Below are 15,166 nucleotides of genomic sequence, written 5' to 3' on the forward strand. Positions count from 1 at the left end.
GGTGGTGCGGTGCCGGCCGGGGCCGACACCGCACCGGAGATCACTTCACCACGTGGCCGAGGATGCCCTCGGTCGTCTGGCCCTCACAGGTGCTCGAGGCAGAGTCCATGTGGTCGCCCGTGCCCTTGACCTGGCAGCGGTACAACGGCCGCGAATTCGCCTGCGCGGAGTTGAACGCGTAGCCGAGCGTCGCGATGACGGTCTTGCCCTCACAGGCGGCGTTGGCCGACGTGAAGTAGTCCCAGTCGCTGCGGCACTGGTACACCGCGTGGGTGTTCGGCTCCTGGCCGTAGAACAGCTTGCCCAGTTTGCCCTCGGTGACGAAACCCTCACCGGGGGCGCCGTTCACGGTGCTGACGTGGTCGGGCGCCTTCTGGTAACGCGTGAGCACCACCGTCGCGCCCGGCGTGCCGCCACCGTTGAAGAGCAGCTTGTTCGGCGACTCGGCACCGGGGTTGCCGATCTTGTCCGGCGTGGTCTGACCCAGCAGCGCCGTGCCGACCTCGGCCGGCGTGGCGTTCGGGTTGGCGCCCAGGTACAGCGCCGCCGCGCCCGCCACGTGCGGGCTGGCCATCGACGTGCCGTCGATGGTCTCCGTCGCGTTGTCGCCGCCGATCCAGGCCGACTTGATGGCCTCGCCCGGCGCGAACAGGTCCGTGCACCGGCCGTAGTTCGAGAACACGGCGCGCTGGTCGGTGACCGTGGACGCGTTGACCGTCAGGGCCTCCGCGACGCGGGCCGGGCTGAACTGGCACGCGTCGGTGTTGGCGTTGCCCGACGCCACCGCGTAGGTCACGCCCGACGCGATGGAGGCGCGCACCGCCTGCTCGATGGGCTCGGTCTGCGTGCCCGCGACCGCGCCGAGGCTCATGTTGGCCACGGCGGGCTTGACCGCGTTGGCGGTCACCCACTCGATGCCGCTCAGCACGCTCGCGAAGGTGCCGCCGCCCTGGCAGTCCAGCACGCGGACCGCGACGACCTTGGCACCCTTGGCGACGCCGTACTCGGCGCCCGCCGCGGTCCCGGCGACGTGCGTGCCGTGACCGTTGCAGTCGACCTTCGTGCCGTCGATGAAGTCGGCACCCCACGACGCGCGGCCACCGAAGGTGGAGTGCGTCGTGCGGATACCGGTGTCGATGACGTAGACGGTCACGTTCGACGCCTGCGTCGTGTAGCTGTAGCCCGAGTTCAGCGGAAGGTTCCGCTGGTCGATCCGGTCGAGCCCCCACGACGGCGGGTTCGTCTGGATGTCGGTCTTCTGGACGCGGCCGTTCTGGACGACCGTCTTCACCGCCGGGTCGGCGGCCAGACGCTTCGCCTCGTCCTCCGACGCCTGGACCGCGAAACCGTTGATCGCCCGGTTCCACGTCGCGGTGACCTTGCCCCCGTGACGGGCGGTCAGGTCGGCGGAGGCCGACACGGCCGCGTCGTCCTTGAGCACGACCACGTACTGGCCGGGCACCGCGGTGCCTTCAGGGGCCGGGACCACGGACGCGGGCTGCGCGCCGGCGGTGGCGGTCGCCACCGACAGTGCACCGGCCGTGAGCGCGATCGCCCCGAACGCTCTTGTCACACAACGAACTGCGTGCTTCACACACAACCTCCAGCGGTCTACTCCCGACGTCAGAGATTGGCATCCCGACCGACGGAGCGGAGGGTCATTGATCGGTTTGCATTGCGGGATGCCGAAGTCTTGTGACGACTTCCGCACAACTCCGCGCACGACCCGCTACGTCCCGGACGACGGCCTCGCACCCATTGACCCGCAATGACATCCGCACGATTGCGGACAGAGCCGGGTCCGCGCCCGTCGGCGACGGGCGCCGGCGGGCGAGCCGGGCTGGAAGTCCACAAAGGACCGACCGGGCCGCCCCCTAGGGAATCACCCTGAATTTCCGGGCACCCCCGCCCGGAAATCGGACGGGGATTCGTCCCGGGACGCGGCGGACCGGTATACCGGAGGCACGGGCGACCGCCGCCCGACACGGACCCGACGACCACTCGTGTGCACTCCGTCACAATTACCCGCACCGAGCGCGACAAATGGGCCGACGACGGACGGAACACCTGCTCAGCCGCTGATGACCGACGACCGGGAAACAACCTGATCACGGCCGTAACGTGGTCGCGCGCGCCCGCGATCAGCGGATGAGTCCATTGCCGGACAGCGCCGGAAACGCGCACCGGAAAACACCTTGGGGAGGCACGGGCGCGAATGGGGGACGACATCGTCTCGGTCCTGGCGCTGTTCTTCGGCGGTCCGACGGCGTTCGGACGGCTGCTGATCCTCACCGGTCTGGCACTGGCCCTGGTGAACTGCTTCAGATTCCTCGTCGCCCGGCCCGCCGTCGCCCTCGCGGCCGACGGCGCGGCACCGACCGTGCGGCACGAGGGCGGCGCGCGGTTCCTGCGCGGCGCGGGCCCGGCCCTGTTCGGCCCGCCCGTGCTCGTGCTGCTCGGCGCGTGCTCGGCGACCTTCCTGATCACGCCCTGGTACGTGATCACGGCCGCACCGCTGTTCGCCGCGGTCGTCGTCGCCGTCCGGCGACTGCGCGCCGAACACGGGCGCCGCGGCGAGGACGCGGTCGCGGGCCCGGTGCTGGCCGTGGTCCTGTCGACCACCACGCTGGTGCTGGTCGGTGTGATCATGACCGTCCGCCTGGTCGTGCAGCCGGACCCCACGAGCGGGTTCGCCGACTCCGACCGCGGCACCGTCACCGATGTCGTGTTCTCCCTGGCCATCCCGTTGCTCGGCCTGCTCGGGCTGATGTGGTGGGAACGCCTGCGCGTGGTCGACCGCCTGCCGTGGCGGCCACGCAAACCCGTGCTGCTCTACTGGATCGGCATCGGGGCCGTCGTCCTGCTCTTCGTCGCGCCGCTGCTCGACCTGAACCGGAACGACAACCTCGCGTTCTTCGGGATCGCCACGCCCGAGTACGGCAAGGTCCTCTACATCTGGGTGCTGGCGGTGGTCCTGGCCCGGTACGCCATCGGCTTCCAGGTCCGGCCGGGCGCGCTGCGGTGGCGCCCGTCGGTGGCCCGGCTGCGGCGCGCGGCGGCCAAGGGCAAGCACGTGGGCTACATCTTCCTGATGTTCGGCCTGGTCGGCGTCGCGGGATTGATCAAGACGGACATCGGCCCGACCATCCCCACGTTCTTCGCGACCGTGACGATCGTGGTCTTCCTGCTGCGCCTGCAGGTCCGGTCCGGCACGCGGTTGCTCGACACGCTCAACTCCAGCCGGTCGCTGTGGGCCGCGCTGCTGCTGACCGGCCTCATCGCGTACTTCGTGCTGCAACTGGACTACGTGAAGACGCGTCAGGAGGCGTGGCACCAGCCGTGGACGTTCGGGTGGTCGACGCCGTGCGCGCCGCCGCCGGAGGGCGTCGAGCCGCCGAAGGCCCCGGACGGCACGACGGCCTGCCTGGAGTCGCTGGACGCGGTCGCGGCGGGCAAGCGGTCCCAGGTCGCGCAGTCGATGTCGGCCGTGGCCGACGGCGGCGTGTGGGGTCGCGGCCTGTCCGACACGGGCGCGGGCCGACTGCCGGCCGGCAGCACGGACTTCATCCTCGCCGTGCTGTGGAACAAGCTCGGCGGGTTCGCGGTCGTGCTGCTGGCGCTGCTGCTCGCCGTGCTGGCCGCGGCCCTGGCCCGGTGCCGTTCGCACCTCGACAAGTTCGCCGACGAGCGCGCCGACCTGCCGGGCGCGGACCGGCAGTCCCGCGCGGCCCGGCTGTTCGCGGTCGGCGTGGCCGGGATGCTGGTGGGCCAGTTCGGTTTCGTGTTCGTCACCACGCTCAACGTCGTGCCGCACTCGGGCATCACGGTCCCGTTCCTGTCCCGGGGCGGCCATTCGACGCTCGCGCTGGTCGGCGCCGTGGTCGCGGCCGTGTGGCTGCTCTACCGGGCCGACCGGCCGCCACGCCCGAAGGCCGCCACCGAGGCGCGCACGGCCGTCGTCCGCACGGCGCCGATGGGCGGCATGTGGCTGCCGAAGGTCCGACGGGTCCTGCCGCTGACGTTCGTCGCCATGTTCGTGGGCACGACGCTGCTCGCCACCACGATCACGATCGCGCCCTACGGCCGGTACGCCCAGGACCGCCCGTACTGCCCGGTCACGCGGGTCCGCGTCGACCCCGAGGTCTGCTCGACCGACCGGATCGCCAACCGCCGCACGCGGGTCGAACTGCGGGTCGGCGGCGAGCCGGTCTACGTGCGCGACCGTTCCGAGCAGGCGTGGCAGGCCGTCGGCACGCCCGCCGTCACGCTGTCCGACCTCGCCGGGCTGATCCGCTTGAACGGCCGGGGCGGCACGCTCAACAACACGCTGGACGACCTGATCGACCGCGCGTCCGGCACGTCGCTCAAGGAACGCGTCCTGCCCACGCCGGGCGGACCCGAGGCGGGTCTGATCGACCTGACCGTGGACCCCGCGCTGCAACGGTCGCTGACGGGTGCGTTGCGCGCCGACGCCGAGGAGTCGAAGCCGCTCGCGGGCGGCATCGTCGTCATGGACGCCAAGACCGGCCGGGTGCTCGCCGCGTCCAGCGCGCCCAGCGCCCTGGACTGGCCGGTGGTCGAGCCGGTGGAGGCCGACAAGAAGGCGGTCGAGGCGTTCGGCGACGACCACACCGTCTACGGGCCGATCGAGAACGGCAAGGTCGTCACCACCGGCGACGACTGCGACGACACGGACTGGGACGACCGGTGCCGCCGCTGGATCCTGGAGACCGCGCCGACGACGCCCAACCCCAAGGCCCTGGAGGAACAGCGCCGCTACGCGCCGGACACGCCCGACGAGGTGCTGCCGTCGTTGGACGAGAACCGCGCGCTCGACCGCCGCTACGGCCTGGGGTCGACGTTCAAGGTCGTGGTGGCGGCGGCGTTCCTGAAGAACCGGCCGGGCAGCACGGCCCAGTCCACGATCCCCTCCCCCACCGTCTACCAGCCGCCGTTCGGCAAGCCGATCCGCAACTACAACAAGGGTGCGTGCCAGGGCACGGCGAACGAGCGGATCACGCTGAAGCAGGCGCTGACCGTCTCGTGCAACACCGCGTTCGTCGCGCTGGCCGACGAGCTGGGCTGGGACGCGGTCCGGGACATGGCCGTGGAGATGGGTTTCGCGGACCTGTCGGCCCAAGGAGCCGACGACGCCTGGCTCGCCGGTCCGGCGGCCGGCAGCGCGTCGTACGTGCCGCCGTCGGTCGACACCGACGGCATGGACTCGCTGGGCAACAACACCCTGGGCGGCGGCCGGGTCGAGGGCACGGCCGTGCAGATGGCCACCATGATGACCGCCGTCGCGAACGAGGGCCGCGTCGTGCAGCCGACCCTGGTCGCCGCCACCGCCGAGCCGTTCGGCCGCGACCAGGTCCGGTACTCCGGCGAGGTGCGCGAGGTGCTGCCGTCCGGGCAGGCGCGCGAGCTCGCCGAGGCGCTCAGCGGTGTGACGCAGAACGACGATGGCACGGCGCACAGGCTGAAGGCGGAACCGGATCGCGCGCTGCGCGTCAAGACAGGCACACACGAGATCTACGGGGAGGACGAGACGCCACCCGACAAGCGGTTCGCGAAGCAGAACGCGTGGGTCGTCGGCTCGCTGGACACCAAGGCCGGACCGGTCACGTTCGCCGTCGTCGTCGAGACGAAGGTCGAGAAGGACGGGTCCCGCCGGGCGCAGTGGCTGACGCAGCAGGTGATCGACAAGGTCGTGGAGGTACGGGGATGAGCGCGGGGGACGAGGAGCGGCGGGCACGCGCCGTGCGCGGCGCGGTGATCACCTCGGTGCACGACGTGTTGTCGGAGTGCGACGACCTGACCGACGAGCGGGTGCCGCGCGTGGTCGTGCGCACGCGGGTGTCGCTGGACGGCGAGGCGCAGGCGGACATCCGCGCGGCCGTGCGCGAGGTGCGGTCGACGTTCGGCGACGGCGACGGCCGGGTGCGGGTGTCGTTCGAGTTGTCGGCCGACGCCGCCGACCCGTGCGACGTCGAGTGCACGGTGCCCGGCGTGGAGCGGCCCGAACCCGAGGCCGAGCCGGAACCCGAGGTGCTCGACGCCTCGGCCCGGTTGCTGGTGCTCGGGTTCGACGGGGTCGAGTTCCACTTCCTGCTGGAGCCGGGCCGGGACTGGCTGCCGCTGCTGCGCCCGGCGGCGGGCTACGACGGCACGGGTCTGCTGCTGCCGCAGGCGTTGTCGGACGTGCCGCACGGGCACCTGGTGGACCTGTCGTTCGCGGGCGGTGTGCTGCGCGCGCGGCGGGCGTCCGAACGTCCGGACTACGCGGTGTCGGTCAACGGCACGAACCTGGTCCCCGAGGGCGCGGCGATCCCCGAGTCCGGCGAGGTCCTGTTCGCCTCGCTGACCGGGTCCGGCTCGCGCGCGTTGACCTACGAACTGCTGGCGTGGAGCGACGAGGTACCGAGTCCGGGCACGGGCGCGGACGTCCTCGACGGTGCGCCGCACCCGACCGAGTCCGCCGACCCGGCCAATCCCGGCGCGCTGCTGGTGCAGCCGCCCGCGGCGGGCACGAAGTCGGCCGCCCGCCGGTTCCCGCTGCCCACCGGCCGCACCGACGCGCCCGTGCACGACCTGCACGTGCAGGTCCTCTACACCACCGCGACGCACCCCGGCTCCAGCGACCGGTCGCACGTCAAGATCTACCGCTGCGCCACGCCGCAGCACGCCGCGTACCTGCGTCGGCACCTGGCCACGCAGGCGGGTCTGGTGCGCCAGGCCAACGCGGTCGCGGGCAGGCCCGGCGAGCGCACGTGGTCGGTCGCGCCGATCCACCTGGTCGCCGTGACGCCCGCGCCGCAGGTGCTCACCGCGCGGGCCGACCCGTCCTCGGTCACCACCAACGCCGAGAACCGGTTGTCGGCGTGGTTCGGCGTGCCCGACCAGCCGCAGCCGGACTGCTTCGTGATCGTGGCCAGCCCGCTGCTGGAGCCGGTCGGCTGGGCCGGGCACGAGCAGTTGGGCACCGCGCCCAGCGGCGGTCAGCTCTCCGCGCTGGCCGCGCTCGCGGCGGGCGTGGACCACCTGCACTTCCTGGGCGTCGCGCACTGCGACATCAAGCCGCAGAACGTGTGCCACCACCTCGACGCGCAGGGCCGCGGCGTGTACGTGCTCGTCGACGGCGACGCGATCACGCGTACCGGCGGGCCGGTGGCCGCGCTGCGGTTCACGCCCGAGTACGCCTCGGCCGAGGTGATCCGCGCGGCGCAACGGGTCCGCGCGCCCGGCCGCGAGGTGATCGACGTGCGCGAGCACGACCGGTTCGGGTTCGTGCTCGTGGTGCTGACCGCGCTGGTCGGCATCGACAAGGTGGACGCGCTGCTGCGCGGCGCGTACGGCAAGCGGCCGGTCGACTCGATCTCGATGGTCGAGGAGGCCGTGGCCGACCTGTGGTCGACGCGGTGGGACCGGTTCACCGAGGAGCTGATCAGACCGCTGCGGCCGGGCACGCTGCTCGACGACGAGTGGTCGGCCAAGGCGTGGCTCGACCGGCTGTCCGCGCTGTGGAGCCCGGAACAGGAGCAGCGGGTCGTCGAAGCCGACCGGGTCGCGGTCGGCACGTACGGGCGTGAGGTCACCGCGATCCGCACGGGCGTCCAGGACGAACGTGCGCCCGCGTGGGCCGAGTGGCGGGCGGAGTTGGTGAACCGGATCAGGGCGCACCAGCAACTGGTGGCCCGGCGGGTGTACCGGAACTGGCTGTGGGCCGGCCGGGTGGCGTTCGGGGTGTGCGTGCTGTTGCTCGTCGCGACGATCGCGGGGGTGCTGTCGTGATCAAGACGTTCCTGGAGACCGGACCGGGTCACCTCAAGGCGCGGGTGGGTGCCCTGCCGTTGGGCGGTGACGCGGACGAGGGCGTGGACCACCAGGTCGTGGACTGGGCCATGGGCGGGCTGCCCGACGCGGCGGCACGCGACGTGGAAGCGCGTGTGCACGGCTACCTCCAGGAGGCGGCCGACCTCGGCAGCGCCCTGGCGAAGCGGCAGTGCGTGCTGTGGCTGGTGGCCTGCGTCCCGGTGCTGCTGCTCATCGGTCTGCTGTTCAAGTTCACCTGACCCCGCCGCGTGGAACGGACGCACCCATGACGAAGAGCCCCCGCAACCTCGACCGCCTGCGCCGGTGCCCCGCCTGCTACGCCGACCTGGGCGTGCCGCCTTCCCTGGACGAGGACGGCTACCCGCGACCGCCGAGCCTCTGGCTGGAGGTGCACGGCACCCAGCCCGGCGACATGCAGTGGCGGGTGGGCCTGTTCCAGGACGCGCGTTCGTGGTCCTCCGGGGAGTTCCAGGAGCGCCGCGTGCGGTGGTGCTACCGCGTCTGCGGGGACGGGCACGTGTTCCTCGACCACATCCGCACCTCGGGCGCGCGCTACGACCCGGAGTGGACCGTGAGCCGGTTCGACGTGGCCGCGGCGGTCGGCGGCACGGCCGCGGGCAAGAGCTATCTGGTGCTGCGCACGCTCAACCAGCAGCTCACCCCGACCGGCCTGGACTCGCTGGACTGGCACGCGGGCACCACGCAGATCAACCCGCAGACCTCCGACGTGCTGGAGGAGCACCCGCTCAACGTCCTCATCGGGCACTACGCCCGCACCGAGGAGGAAGGGCGACCGATGAACGCCACGCAGCTCGGCGAGATGATGCCGGTGACGTTCCTCAACGACACCGTGTCCGCCGACCTCGTGGACCAGGTCGACCGCATCCAGGAGGACCTGGCGCCGGGCAACGAGTGGGGCAAGCGCATCCGGCAGCCGATCGTGCGCCGCTACCAGATCGGCGGCGACCGGGTGCTGACCGCGATCGCCGACCTGCCCGGCGAGCTGTTCGACCAGCGCACCGTGCTCGCCGACGACCGGCAGCGGCTGCTGCGCAACTACGGCACGCTGCTGTGGGTCGTGGACCCGGTGGTGACCAAGGGTTTCGCCGGGATGCTGCCCGACGAGCAGGCCGAGCGCGTGACGTTGGCCAGCATGCGCCCGGCCAACGACGTGAACACCGACCGCGACCGGGTGCGCGGCAAGCGCAACACCGTGCAGAACCAGTTGGCCCGCCAGCTCTCCGAGCTGTCCGGCACACTCGCCGTCGACCTCGGCGGCACGCAGCAGGTGCTGGTCTGCGTGACCAAGGCCGACCTCCTGCGGCTGGCCCTGGAGGGCGGGAAGACGTTGCGGGACCTGGGTCGCGGCCCCGACGCCGACGGTCCCGGCGACGTGGTCACGGGCGTGGCCCGCTACCTGCTGGAGGTGGCACGCCGCTGCGACGCGGGCCGGCTCACGCTCGACGCCGACGGCCGCACCGCGATCGACCGGATCCTGCAGAACCAGTACGACCGGCAGGTGCGCAACAAGGCCGCGCTCCAGCTCGCCGAGTCGCTGGTGACCCACTACAGCGACCCGCACGCGTTGTGGAACCTCGTGCACCTGGGCGGTCGGGACACGGTGAAGATCCAGGCGGGCGAGCCGTCCGCGCTGTTCCCGCCGGGTGCGATCCCGGTGCCCTCGCTCGACCGGCACCTGACCGAGTCCCTGGTCGCGGGCCGTGCGCGCACCCTGCACGTGCGCGACCTGGTGATGTCCGCGCTGACCTGCGGCCTGGTGTACGGGCTCGGGTTCGGCGAGCAGATCCAGAAGATGCTCGGCCAGGACTGGCGGGAACTGCGGTTCTTCCTGTGCTCGCCGCTGGGCGAGGTGCCCGTGCCCACCGCCCGGGACGCGGTGCTGTTCGAACCGCTGGGCAAGGGACACTTCACCGACCTGACCGCGCGGTCGAGCGCGCTGTCCCAACTCCTGCTGTGCGTGCTGGGGAGGCTGCGGCCATGACCGAATTCGTCCTCGTCGAGTACGGAGACCTGGAGGGCGGCGGGTTCGTGCCGTACGTGGCGGAAGGCCGCCCGGCACCGCCCGCGCCCTACACCGCCGTGGCGACCAAGCTGCTGACCAACGTGCCGCAGCCGCCGGAGCCCGCCGACGACGGTTTCCGGTACCCGATGTGGAGCCTGCGCCGGGTCGACGTGGACGGCGAGCCGCACTGGTGCTTCGCGGTGCAGGGCCGGGGCGGGGCGTTCGGCCAGGCGGGTATGTGCCAGTTCCTGTTCGCGCCGGCCGCGTTCAACCCGGCGACGCTCTGGTACGGCGCGGTCCGACTGGTGCGCGCGGACGGCCGCCTGGTGCACCCGGAGGCGGGCGAGCCGAGCGACACGTGGCTGCGGCCGGTGTCCGCCGAGCGCCTGTCGGGTGCACTGACCGCTTTGTTCGCGGGCGACTCCAAGGTGGTCGTCGACGGTGGCCCGGTGGACGTGGCCGCGACGATCGGCGCGCTGCTCTCGGTCGTGCCGCTTTCGGTGGTGGACGGGTACGTGTGGACGACGTGCCTGGTGCGCCGTCCGGTGCAGGACAGCCGGCCGCTGGTGACCGGGCGCTGGCCCGAGGAACTGCCCGGCGGCAACGCGGGCCTGCGGTCGTGGCTGGACCGTGCGCCCGAGAAGCCGGGCACGCCGGTGGCGCACCCGAAGACGCCCGAGGTCGTGGCGTGGCTGACCGACCTGGGTGCGCGGGACCTGTCGCTGCCCGAGGAGTACGCGGCCGCGCCGACTCTGGCGGACCTGGCCGAGCTGATCGCGACCAAGCAGCTCGACATCGACCCGGCGGACGTGCCGCACCTGCTGGCCAAGGACGACCCGCGGCTGGCGATCGGCCGGGGCCGCGAGCTGGTGAGCCGGTGGGCGGCCGACGACCCGGCCGGGGCGATCACCCGGCTGGTCGGTTCGCCGAAGTTGTCGCCGCAGCTCACCGAGATCCTGTTCGACAGCCTGCTGGACGCGCACGTGCACGCGGCGCCGGGCACGAACCCGGCGTTGTTCCCCCCGGCGGCCAAGGCCGTGGCGGGCTGGGAGGCGGTGTTGACCAGGCTGCTGCGCGACCGGTTCGAGGACCGGCCCCGAATGGTCGAGTTCGTGCGGGACTACGTGATCGCCGAGGGCCGGCCGCTGCACGACGGCGACGCGCAACTCGCGCACGGCAGGTGGTTGACGGCGCTGGGCGTGTCACCGGACGACCCGGCGTCGGGCATCTACCCGGTGCCGACCGCGCGGATCGTCGCCGAGATCCGCGAGCGCCGCTCGCTGGGGTCCGTGGGTCGGGCGTTCCTCGCGGCGGCGGCCGACCCGGTCGCGCAGGTGCGGGTCGTGCTCGACGGGCTGGACAGCGTGCCGCCGGTCGTGGCCGCGGAGTTCGTGGCGCTGTGCCCGGACGACCGGCAGGCGGGCGAGGTGCTGACGTACGCGCTCGACCGGGGCCAGGCCCGTGCCGGGGTGGCGTGGGCCGAGAAGTGGTTGCTGGAGGTGCACGACCGCGTCGAGGCCGGGCGGCGCGGGGTCGTGCTGGACACCGGTGTCGGACACTTCGGGCGGATCGACCACGAGCTGCCCGCGAGCCTGTTGGTCCTCGCCCTCCGGTCCGAGCTGGCCGGGCTGGGCGCGGCGGACGCGTTGCGGCGCAAGGTGTTGACCGATGCCGTGGCGAAGCTGGAGGCCGGTTCGCGACGCGGTCACGCCAAGGCCAAGGCGCCGGCGCCGCACCTGATCGTGCACCAGCCGGTCCAGCCGGCCGTGGCGCAACCCCCGGCGCGACCCCAAACACAGCCGCAGCAGCAGCCACGACCGACGCCCTACCCGACCGAGCCGACCGAGTCGCTCGACACGCGGGCACCGTGGAACGTCGACGTCGAGGAAGCCGCGACGAAGCGCAAGCGGCGTCGGCTGCCCGACCTGTCCGCGCACTGGCCGCTGATCGGCAAAGTGCTGATCGCCGTGCTCGTGGTCGCGTTGATCGTGGCGCTCTACCTGCTCGCCCGACACATGTTGCAACGCTGATGTCACCGAAGATCAAGCACGGAGACCCGATGTTCCCGAACATGCCCGACCCGGACGAGGAGTCGGCGGCGGTCCGCGTCGACAAGCTGGTCACGGCGGCGATGCGCCGCCTCGACCGGGTCACCGGCACGCACGCGGGCAACCGGCCGCCGCACCTGGCCCAGCTCGACGCCGTGCTCACCGCGGCGGTCCACCAGGCCAAGCAGGCCGAGGCCGGGTCGTCGGCCGTCGACCGCGACTCGGACCTGTGGCGGCTGCGCGAACCCGGCTACCTGCGCGCGATCTGCGACCACCCGGTGGACCGGCCCGGCGGCACGCTGCCGCTCGTGCCCGTGGTGCTCACGTGGGCGTTGCTGGGGTACGCGGAGTGGACGTACCTGGACGACTACGCGTCGGCGCCGGCCGCCGACCGGCCGTCGTTCTTCGCGGACTGGATGACGCAGCCGGTCTACCGCAGCCCGGTCGCGCTGTCGCTGGCGATCGTCGCCACGGTCGCCGTGATCATGTACAAGTACCGCGCCCCGGCACGGGCGCAGCGGGTGGCCGACGAGGTCGACCGGATCGTGCACCGGCTGGAGGTCGACCTGCTGCCGCCGCTGACCGTGCTGCGCGGCGCGCTCGGGCCGGTCAAGGTCGAGGAGCACACCCGGCAGGCGGCCGTGGAACTCGGCGCGGCGGCCAAGCTGTTCACCACGGCCACCGCGCGGCTGGCCGAGTCGACCGCCGTGGTGGACCGGTTGGTCGCGGGCGTGGAGCGGTTGGTGACCGCGTTGCCCGAACTCGGCGCGCAGACCGGCAAACTCGAAGAGGTGCGGCGCGACCTGGACCAGACCGCGCAGATGATCTCCACCGGCCTCGCCCCGCTCCAGGACCTGGTGTCCGATGTGGACGGAGCGGCCAAGGCCGCGAAGGAGGCCGTCGACCGGTCCGAGACCGTGCTGGGCCGGGCGGCCGGGCAGCTCGCCGACGCCGACGAGGTCGCGCAGCGGCACGCCGGGCACCGCGCGGCGCTGACCGCCGCGCAGGCGCCGTTCACGGCCGTGGCCGACGTGGTCGACAAGGCGTCGAGCCGGTTGGACGCGACCTCCGCGCAACTCCAAGAGGCCGTGTCCGAGCTGCGCAAGACCGTGGCCGAGGTCAACTGGCTGGTCATGGTGTCCGACGGGCTGCGGCACGGCGAGGGCGAGCACACCGACGGGCAGGCGGGCTGATGCGCCGTCGTCGGGGCCGGCCGGACACGTCCGCCGGGCTGTCCACGGCCGGGTGGCTGTTCGCGGAACTGGCGTTGCTGCTCCTGGTCGTCGCGGTCGGCTCCGAGGTGCCGCCGGTGCGCAACGCGATGTCGGAACCGGCCGTCACGAGCACGCCGACGACGACGCAGACCGCGCCGCCGACCCGGGGCCTGTCGCTGACCACCGAGCGGTTCGTCATGCCCGCCGTGCCCGACGACCAGGTCGTGGCCCGGTTCACCGAGCTGATGACCGCCCGGATCGGGCCGGACGCCCAGGTGGGGCTCGTGCTGCTGTTCGGCGTGTCCACCACGGGCGTGCTCGGCGACGGCGAGCAGGTGTCCAAGCGGCTCAAGGGTTTCGTCGAACCCGCCGGGCTCCCCCAGCTGCGGACCAGCACCGACATCCGCCCCTACATCGGCAGCCGCAACGACGCCGGCCCCGGCGAGGTGGTCGTCGAGCTGTTCCTGATGAACGGGCCGTCGTGATCGGTTTCCTGCGGCGTTTCCGGCGCGCACCCGTCGTGGTGGAGCACGACCCCGTGGTGCACCACGGGGTCGTGGTCGCGGACGGCACCGGACATGGTGTCGGCGACGCGTTGTGCTCGGCGTTGGCCGTGCACGGGATCGCCGCGTACGCGATCGACCCGTTCGAGGTGGACGCGGGCGCGGACGTGGTCGTGCTGCTGCTGCCGGTGCGGCCGGACACGATGCCGATGCCCGGTGGCACGGCCCTGTCGGTGCTGGGTCGGGTCGGCGCCGACCCGGTCGCCGCCGCCGCGTTCCGCAGCCGGCTGGTCGTCGTCTGGTACCTGCGCAACGCCGCGCGCCCCCGGCTGTCGGCGCCCGGTGTCGGCCGGACCGGGCGGGTGTGGAACGGCAGCGAGCTGCTGCTGGCCACGTCGTGGCGCCGGGAACTGGCCCACCACGGCGGGGACCTGGCGGCGGCCGTGCGCTGCCGCAGCGGCCGGGTCGACCGGATGGTGCACGCGCCGACGCACCACCGGCTGGGCGCGAACCTGGTCCCGGACGTGTGCCGTGACCTGCGCGTCCTGGACCCGGACCTGGTGCACGGCCTGTGCGTGGAGGTCGCCGACCACCGCGTGGACGACACGGTGCTGCGCTGGACCGGCGCCCGGTCGGTCGCGGCGGCCGTGCGGGTCAGCGCCGCAGCAGCTCGATGAGCCGCGCGCCGTCCTCCGCGCCCTGGCCCTCGGCCACGCCCCGGGCCGACAGGTCGAGGTAGGGCGTGATCAGGTCCGGGCGCACGCCCTGGTCCACGGCGGTGTCGACCATGGTCCGGTTGGCCGTGACCTGCATGGCCAGGTTCGACGTGACGTCCGAGGTGTAGTCGCCGGTCACGATGCGCTGCGCCATGCGCTGCGTGAACGGCAGGCACGCGGCGAGCCAGTCCACGAGCAGCGTGGCGAACTCGCCGGTGTCGATGTCCTTTTCGCCGTGCACCAACGCGAACGCGTGCGTGACGCCCGCGAACAGGCCGGTCATCCCACCGAGCAGCGCCACGTCGTGCAGCGCCGCGTGGCCCGGGTCGTCGCCGACCCACTTCGCACCGGCCGGGACGGCGAGGGTCCGCTCGTGCTCGGCGAACAGGTCGACCGACCCGCTGTAGAACACGTACGCGCCCGAGTCGGGGACGCCGATCATCGGCGGGACGGCCATGATGCCGCCGTCGACGTACCGGGCGCCCCGGCCGGCCGCCCACTCGGCGCGGTCCCGGGCCTGCGCGGGCGTGCCCGTGGTGAGGTCGACCAGGTCGCGGCCGGCGAGGTCGGTACCGTCGAGGACGTCGACGACCGAGGCGTGGTCGAGCAGGCAGGTGACGACGAGCCGGTTGGCGGCGACCGCCTCGGCCGGTGTCGCGGCGACGGTCGCGCCCTCGGCGGCGAGGCGTTCGGCCCGGGCGGGCGTGCGGTTCCAGACGGTGACGTGGTGGCCGGCGGCGAGCCAGGCCCGGGTCAGGGCCGTGCCCATCGCGCCGAGCCCCAGAACGGTGAGGGTCATGCGTCCCAGGCTGGGACCGGGGCTCTTGAT

Annotated in this window: 10 protein-coding genes; 8 read left to right on the plus strand and 2 right to left on the minus strand. The window is 72.8% G+C overall.

From position 1 onward, the window contains the following. Positions 1 to 40: 40 nt before the first annotated feature. The gene (locus F4559_RS21360) at positions 41 to 1,573 is read right to left on the minus strand and encodes a S8 family peptidase (protein ID WP_312865751.1); all 1,533 of its coding nucleotides are present in this window, start codon (positions 1,571 to 1,573) and stop codon (positions 41 to 43) included. 642 nt (positions 1,574 to 2,215) lie between these two features. Here F4559_RS21360 and F4559_RS21365 point away from each other — a divergent pair. Genes F4559_RS21365 through F4559_RS21400 form a run of 8 tightly spaced genes read left to right on the plus strand, consistent with a single transcriptional unit; the run spans position 2,216 to position 14,298 of the window. After that, a complete protein-coding gene (locus F4559_RS21365; protein ID WP_184671313.1) occupies positions 2,216 to 5,728 on the plus strand; it encodes a penicillin-binding transpeptidase domain-containing protein in 3,513 nt (1,170 codons plus the stop codon). Next, on the plus strand, positions 5,725 to 7,791 hold the full coding sequence (locus tag F4559_RS21370; protein ID WP_184671315.1) for a protein kinase family protein: 2,067 nt from the start codon (positions 5,725 to 5,727) through the stop codon (positions 7,789 to 7,791). The genes F4559_RS21365 and F4559_RS21370 overlap by 4 nt, the downstream gene beginning before the upstream one ends. After that, positions 7,788 to 8,072: a hypothetical protein gene (locus F4559_RS21375; protein ID WP_184671316.1), complete on the plus strand. Its 285-nt coding sequence runs from the start codon at positions 7,788 to 7,790 to the stop codon at positions 8,070 to 8,072. Before F4559_RS21370 ends, F4559_RS21375 begins: the two co-directional genes overlap by 4 nt. A 26-nt stretch (positions 8,073 to 8,098) precedes the next feature. Then, complete coding sequence (locus F4559_RS21380) at positions 8,099 to 9,835, plus strand: hypothetical protein (protein ID WP_184671318.1); 1,737 nt, start codon at positions 8,099 to 8,101, stop codon at positions 9,833 to 9,835. Then, positions 9,832 to 11,886: a hypothetical protein gene (locus F4559_RS21385; protein ID WP_184671320.1), complete on the plus strand. Its 2,055-nt coding sequence runs from the start codon at positions 9,832 to 9,834 to the stop codon at positions 11,884 to 11,886. Before F4559_RS21380 ends, F4559_RS21385 begins: the two co-directional genes overlap by 4 nt. Positions 11,887 to 11,915: 29 nt before the next feature. Further along, entirely contained in the window at positions 11,916 to 13,097 is a 1,182-nt protein-coding gene (locus F4559_RS21390) for a hypothetical protein (protein ID WP_184671321.1), read from the plus strand. Then, positions 13,097 to 13,603 carry a hypothetical protein gene (locus F4559_RS21395; RefSeq protein WP_184671322.1) on the plus strand — a complete coding sequence of 169 codons (507 nt, stop codon included), beginning with the start codon at positions 13,097 to 13,099 and terminating at the stop codon, positions 13,601 to 13,603. Before F4559_RS21390 ends, F4559_RS21395 begins: the two co-directional genes overlap by 1 nt. Then, a complete protein-coding gene (locus tag F4559_RS21400) occupies positions 13,600 to 14,298 on the plus strand; it encodes a hypothetical protein (protein ID WP_184671323.1) in 699 nt (232 codons plus the stop codon). Before F4559_RS21395 ends, F4559_RS21400 begins: the two co-directional genes overlap by 4 nt. Here the strand turns inward: F4559_RS21400 and F4559_RS21405 are convergent. Further along, positions 14,276 to 15,136 (minus strand): NAD(P)-dependent oxidoreductase, encoded by an 861-nt coding sequence (locus tag F4559_RS21405; protein WP_184671324.1) that lies wholly within the window; start codon positions 15,134 to 15,136, stop codon positions 14,276 to 14,278. The genes F4559_RS21400 and F4559_RS21405 overlap by 23 nt on opposite strands. Positions 15,137 to 15,166 lie beyond the last annotated feature (30 nt).

This window comes from Saccharothrix violaceirubra (genome assembly GCF_014203755.1).
GTDB lineage: Bacteria > Actinomycetota > Actinomycetes > Mycobacteriales > Pseudonocardiaceae > Actinosynnema > Actinosynnema violaceirubrum.

Coding starts and splice junctions, on each gene's coding strand:
- F4559_RS21395 (WP_184671322.1), top strand. CDS start 13,097: ATGCGCCGTCGTCGGGGCCGGCCGGACACGTCCGCCGGGCTGTCCACG.
- F4559_RS21405 (WP_184671324.1), bottom strand. CDS start 15,136: ATGACCCTCACCGTTCTGGGGCTCGGCGCGATGGGCACGGCCCTGACC.
- F4559_RS21390 (WP_184671321.1), top strand. CDS start 11,916: ATGTTCCCGAACATGCCCGACCCGGACGAGGAGTCGGCGGCGGTCCGC.
- F4559_RS21370 (WP_184671315.1), top strand. CDS start 5,725: ATGAGCGCGGGGGACGAGGAGCGGCGGGCACGCGCCGTGCGCGGCGCG.
- F4559_RS21385 (WP_184671320.1), top strand. CDS start 9,832: ATGACCGAATTCGTCCTCGTCGAGTACGGAGACCTGGAGGGCGGCGGG.
- F4559_RS21380 (WP_184671318.1), top strand. CDS start 8,099: ATGACGAAGAGCCCCCGCAACCTCGACCGCCTGCGCCGGTGCCCCGCC.
- F4559_RS21365 (WP_184671313.1), top strand. CDS start 2,216: ATGGGGGACGACATCGTCTCGGTCCTGGCGCTGTTCTTCGGCGGTCCG.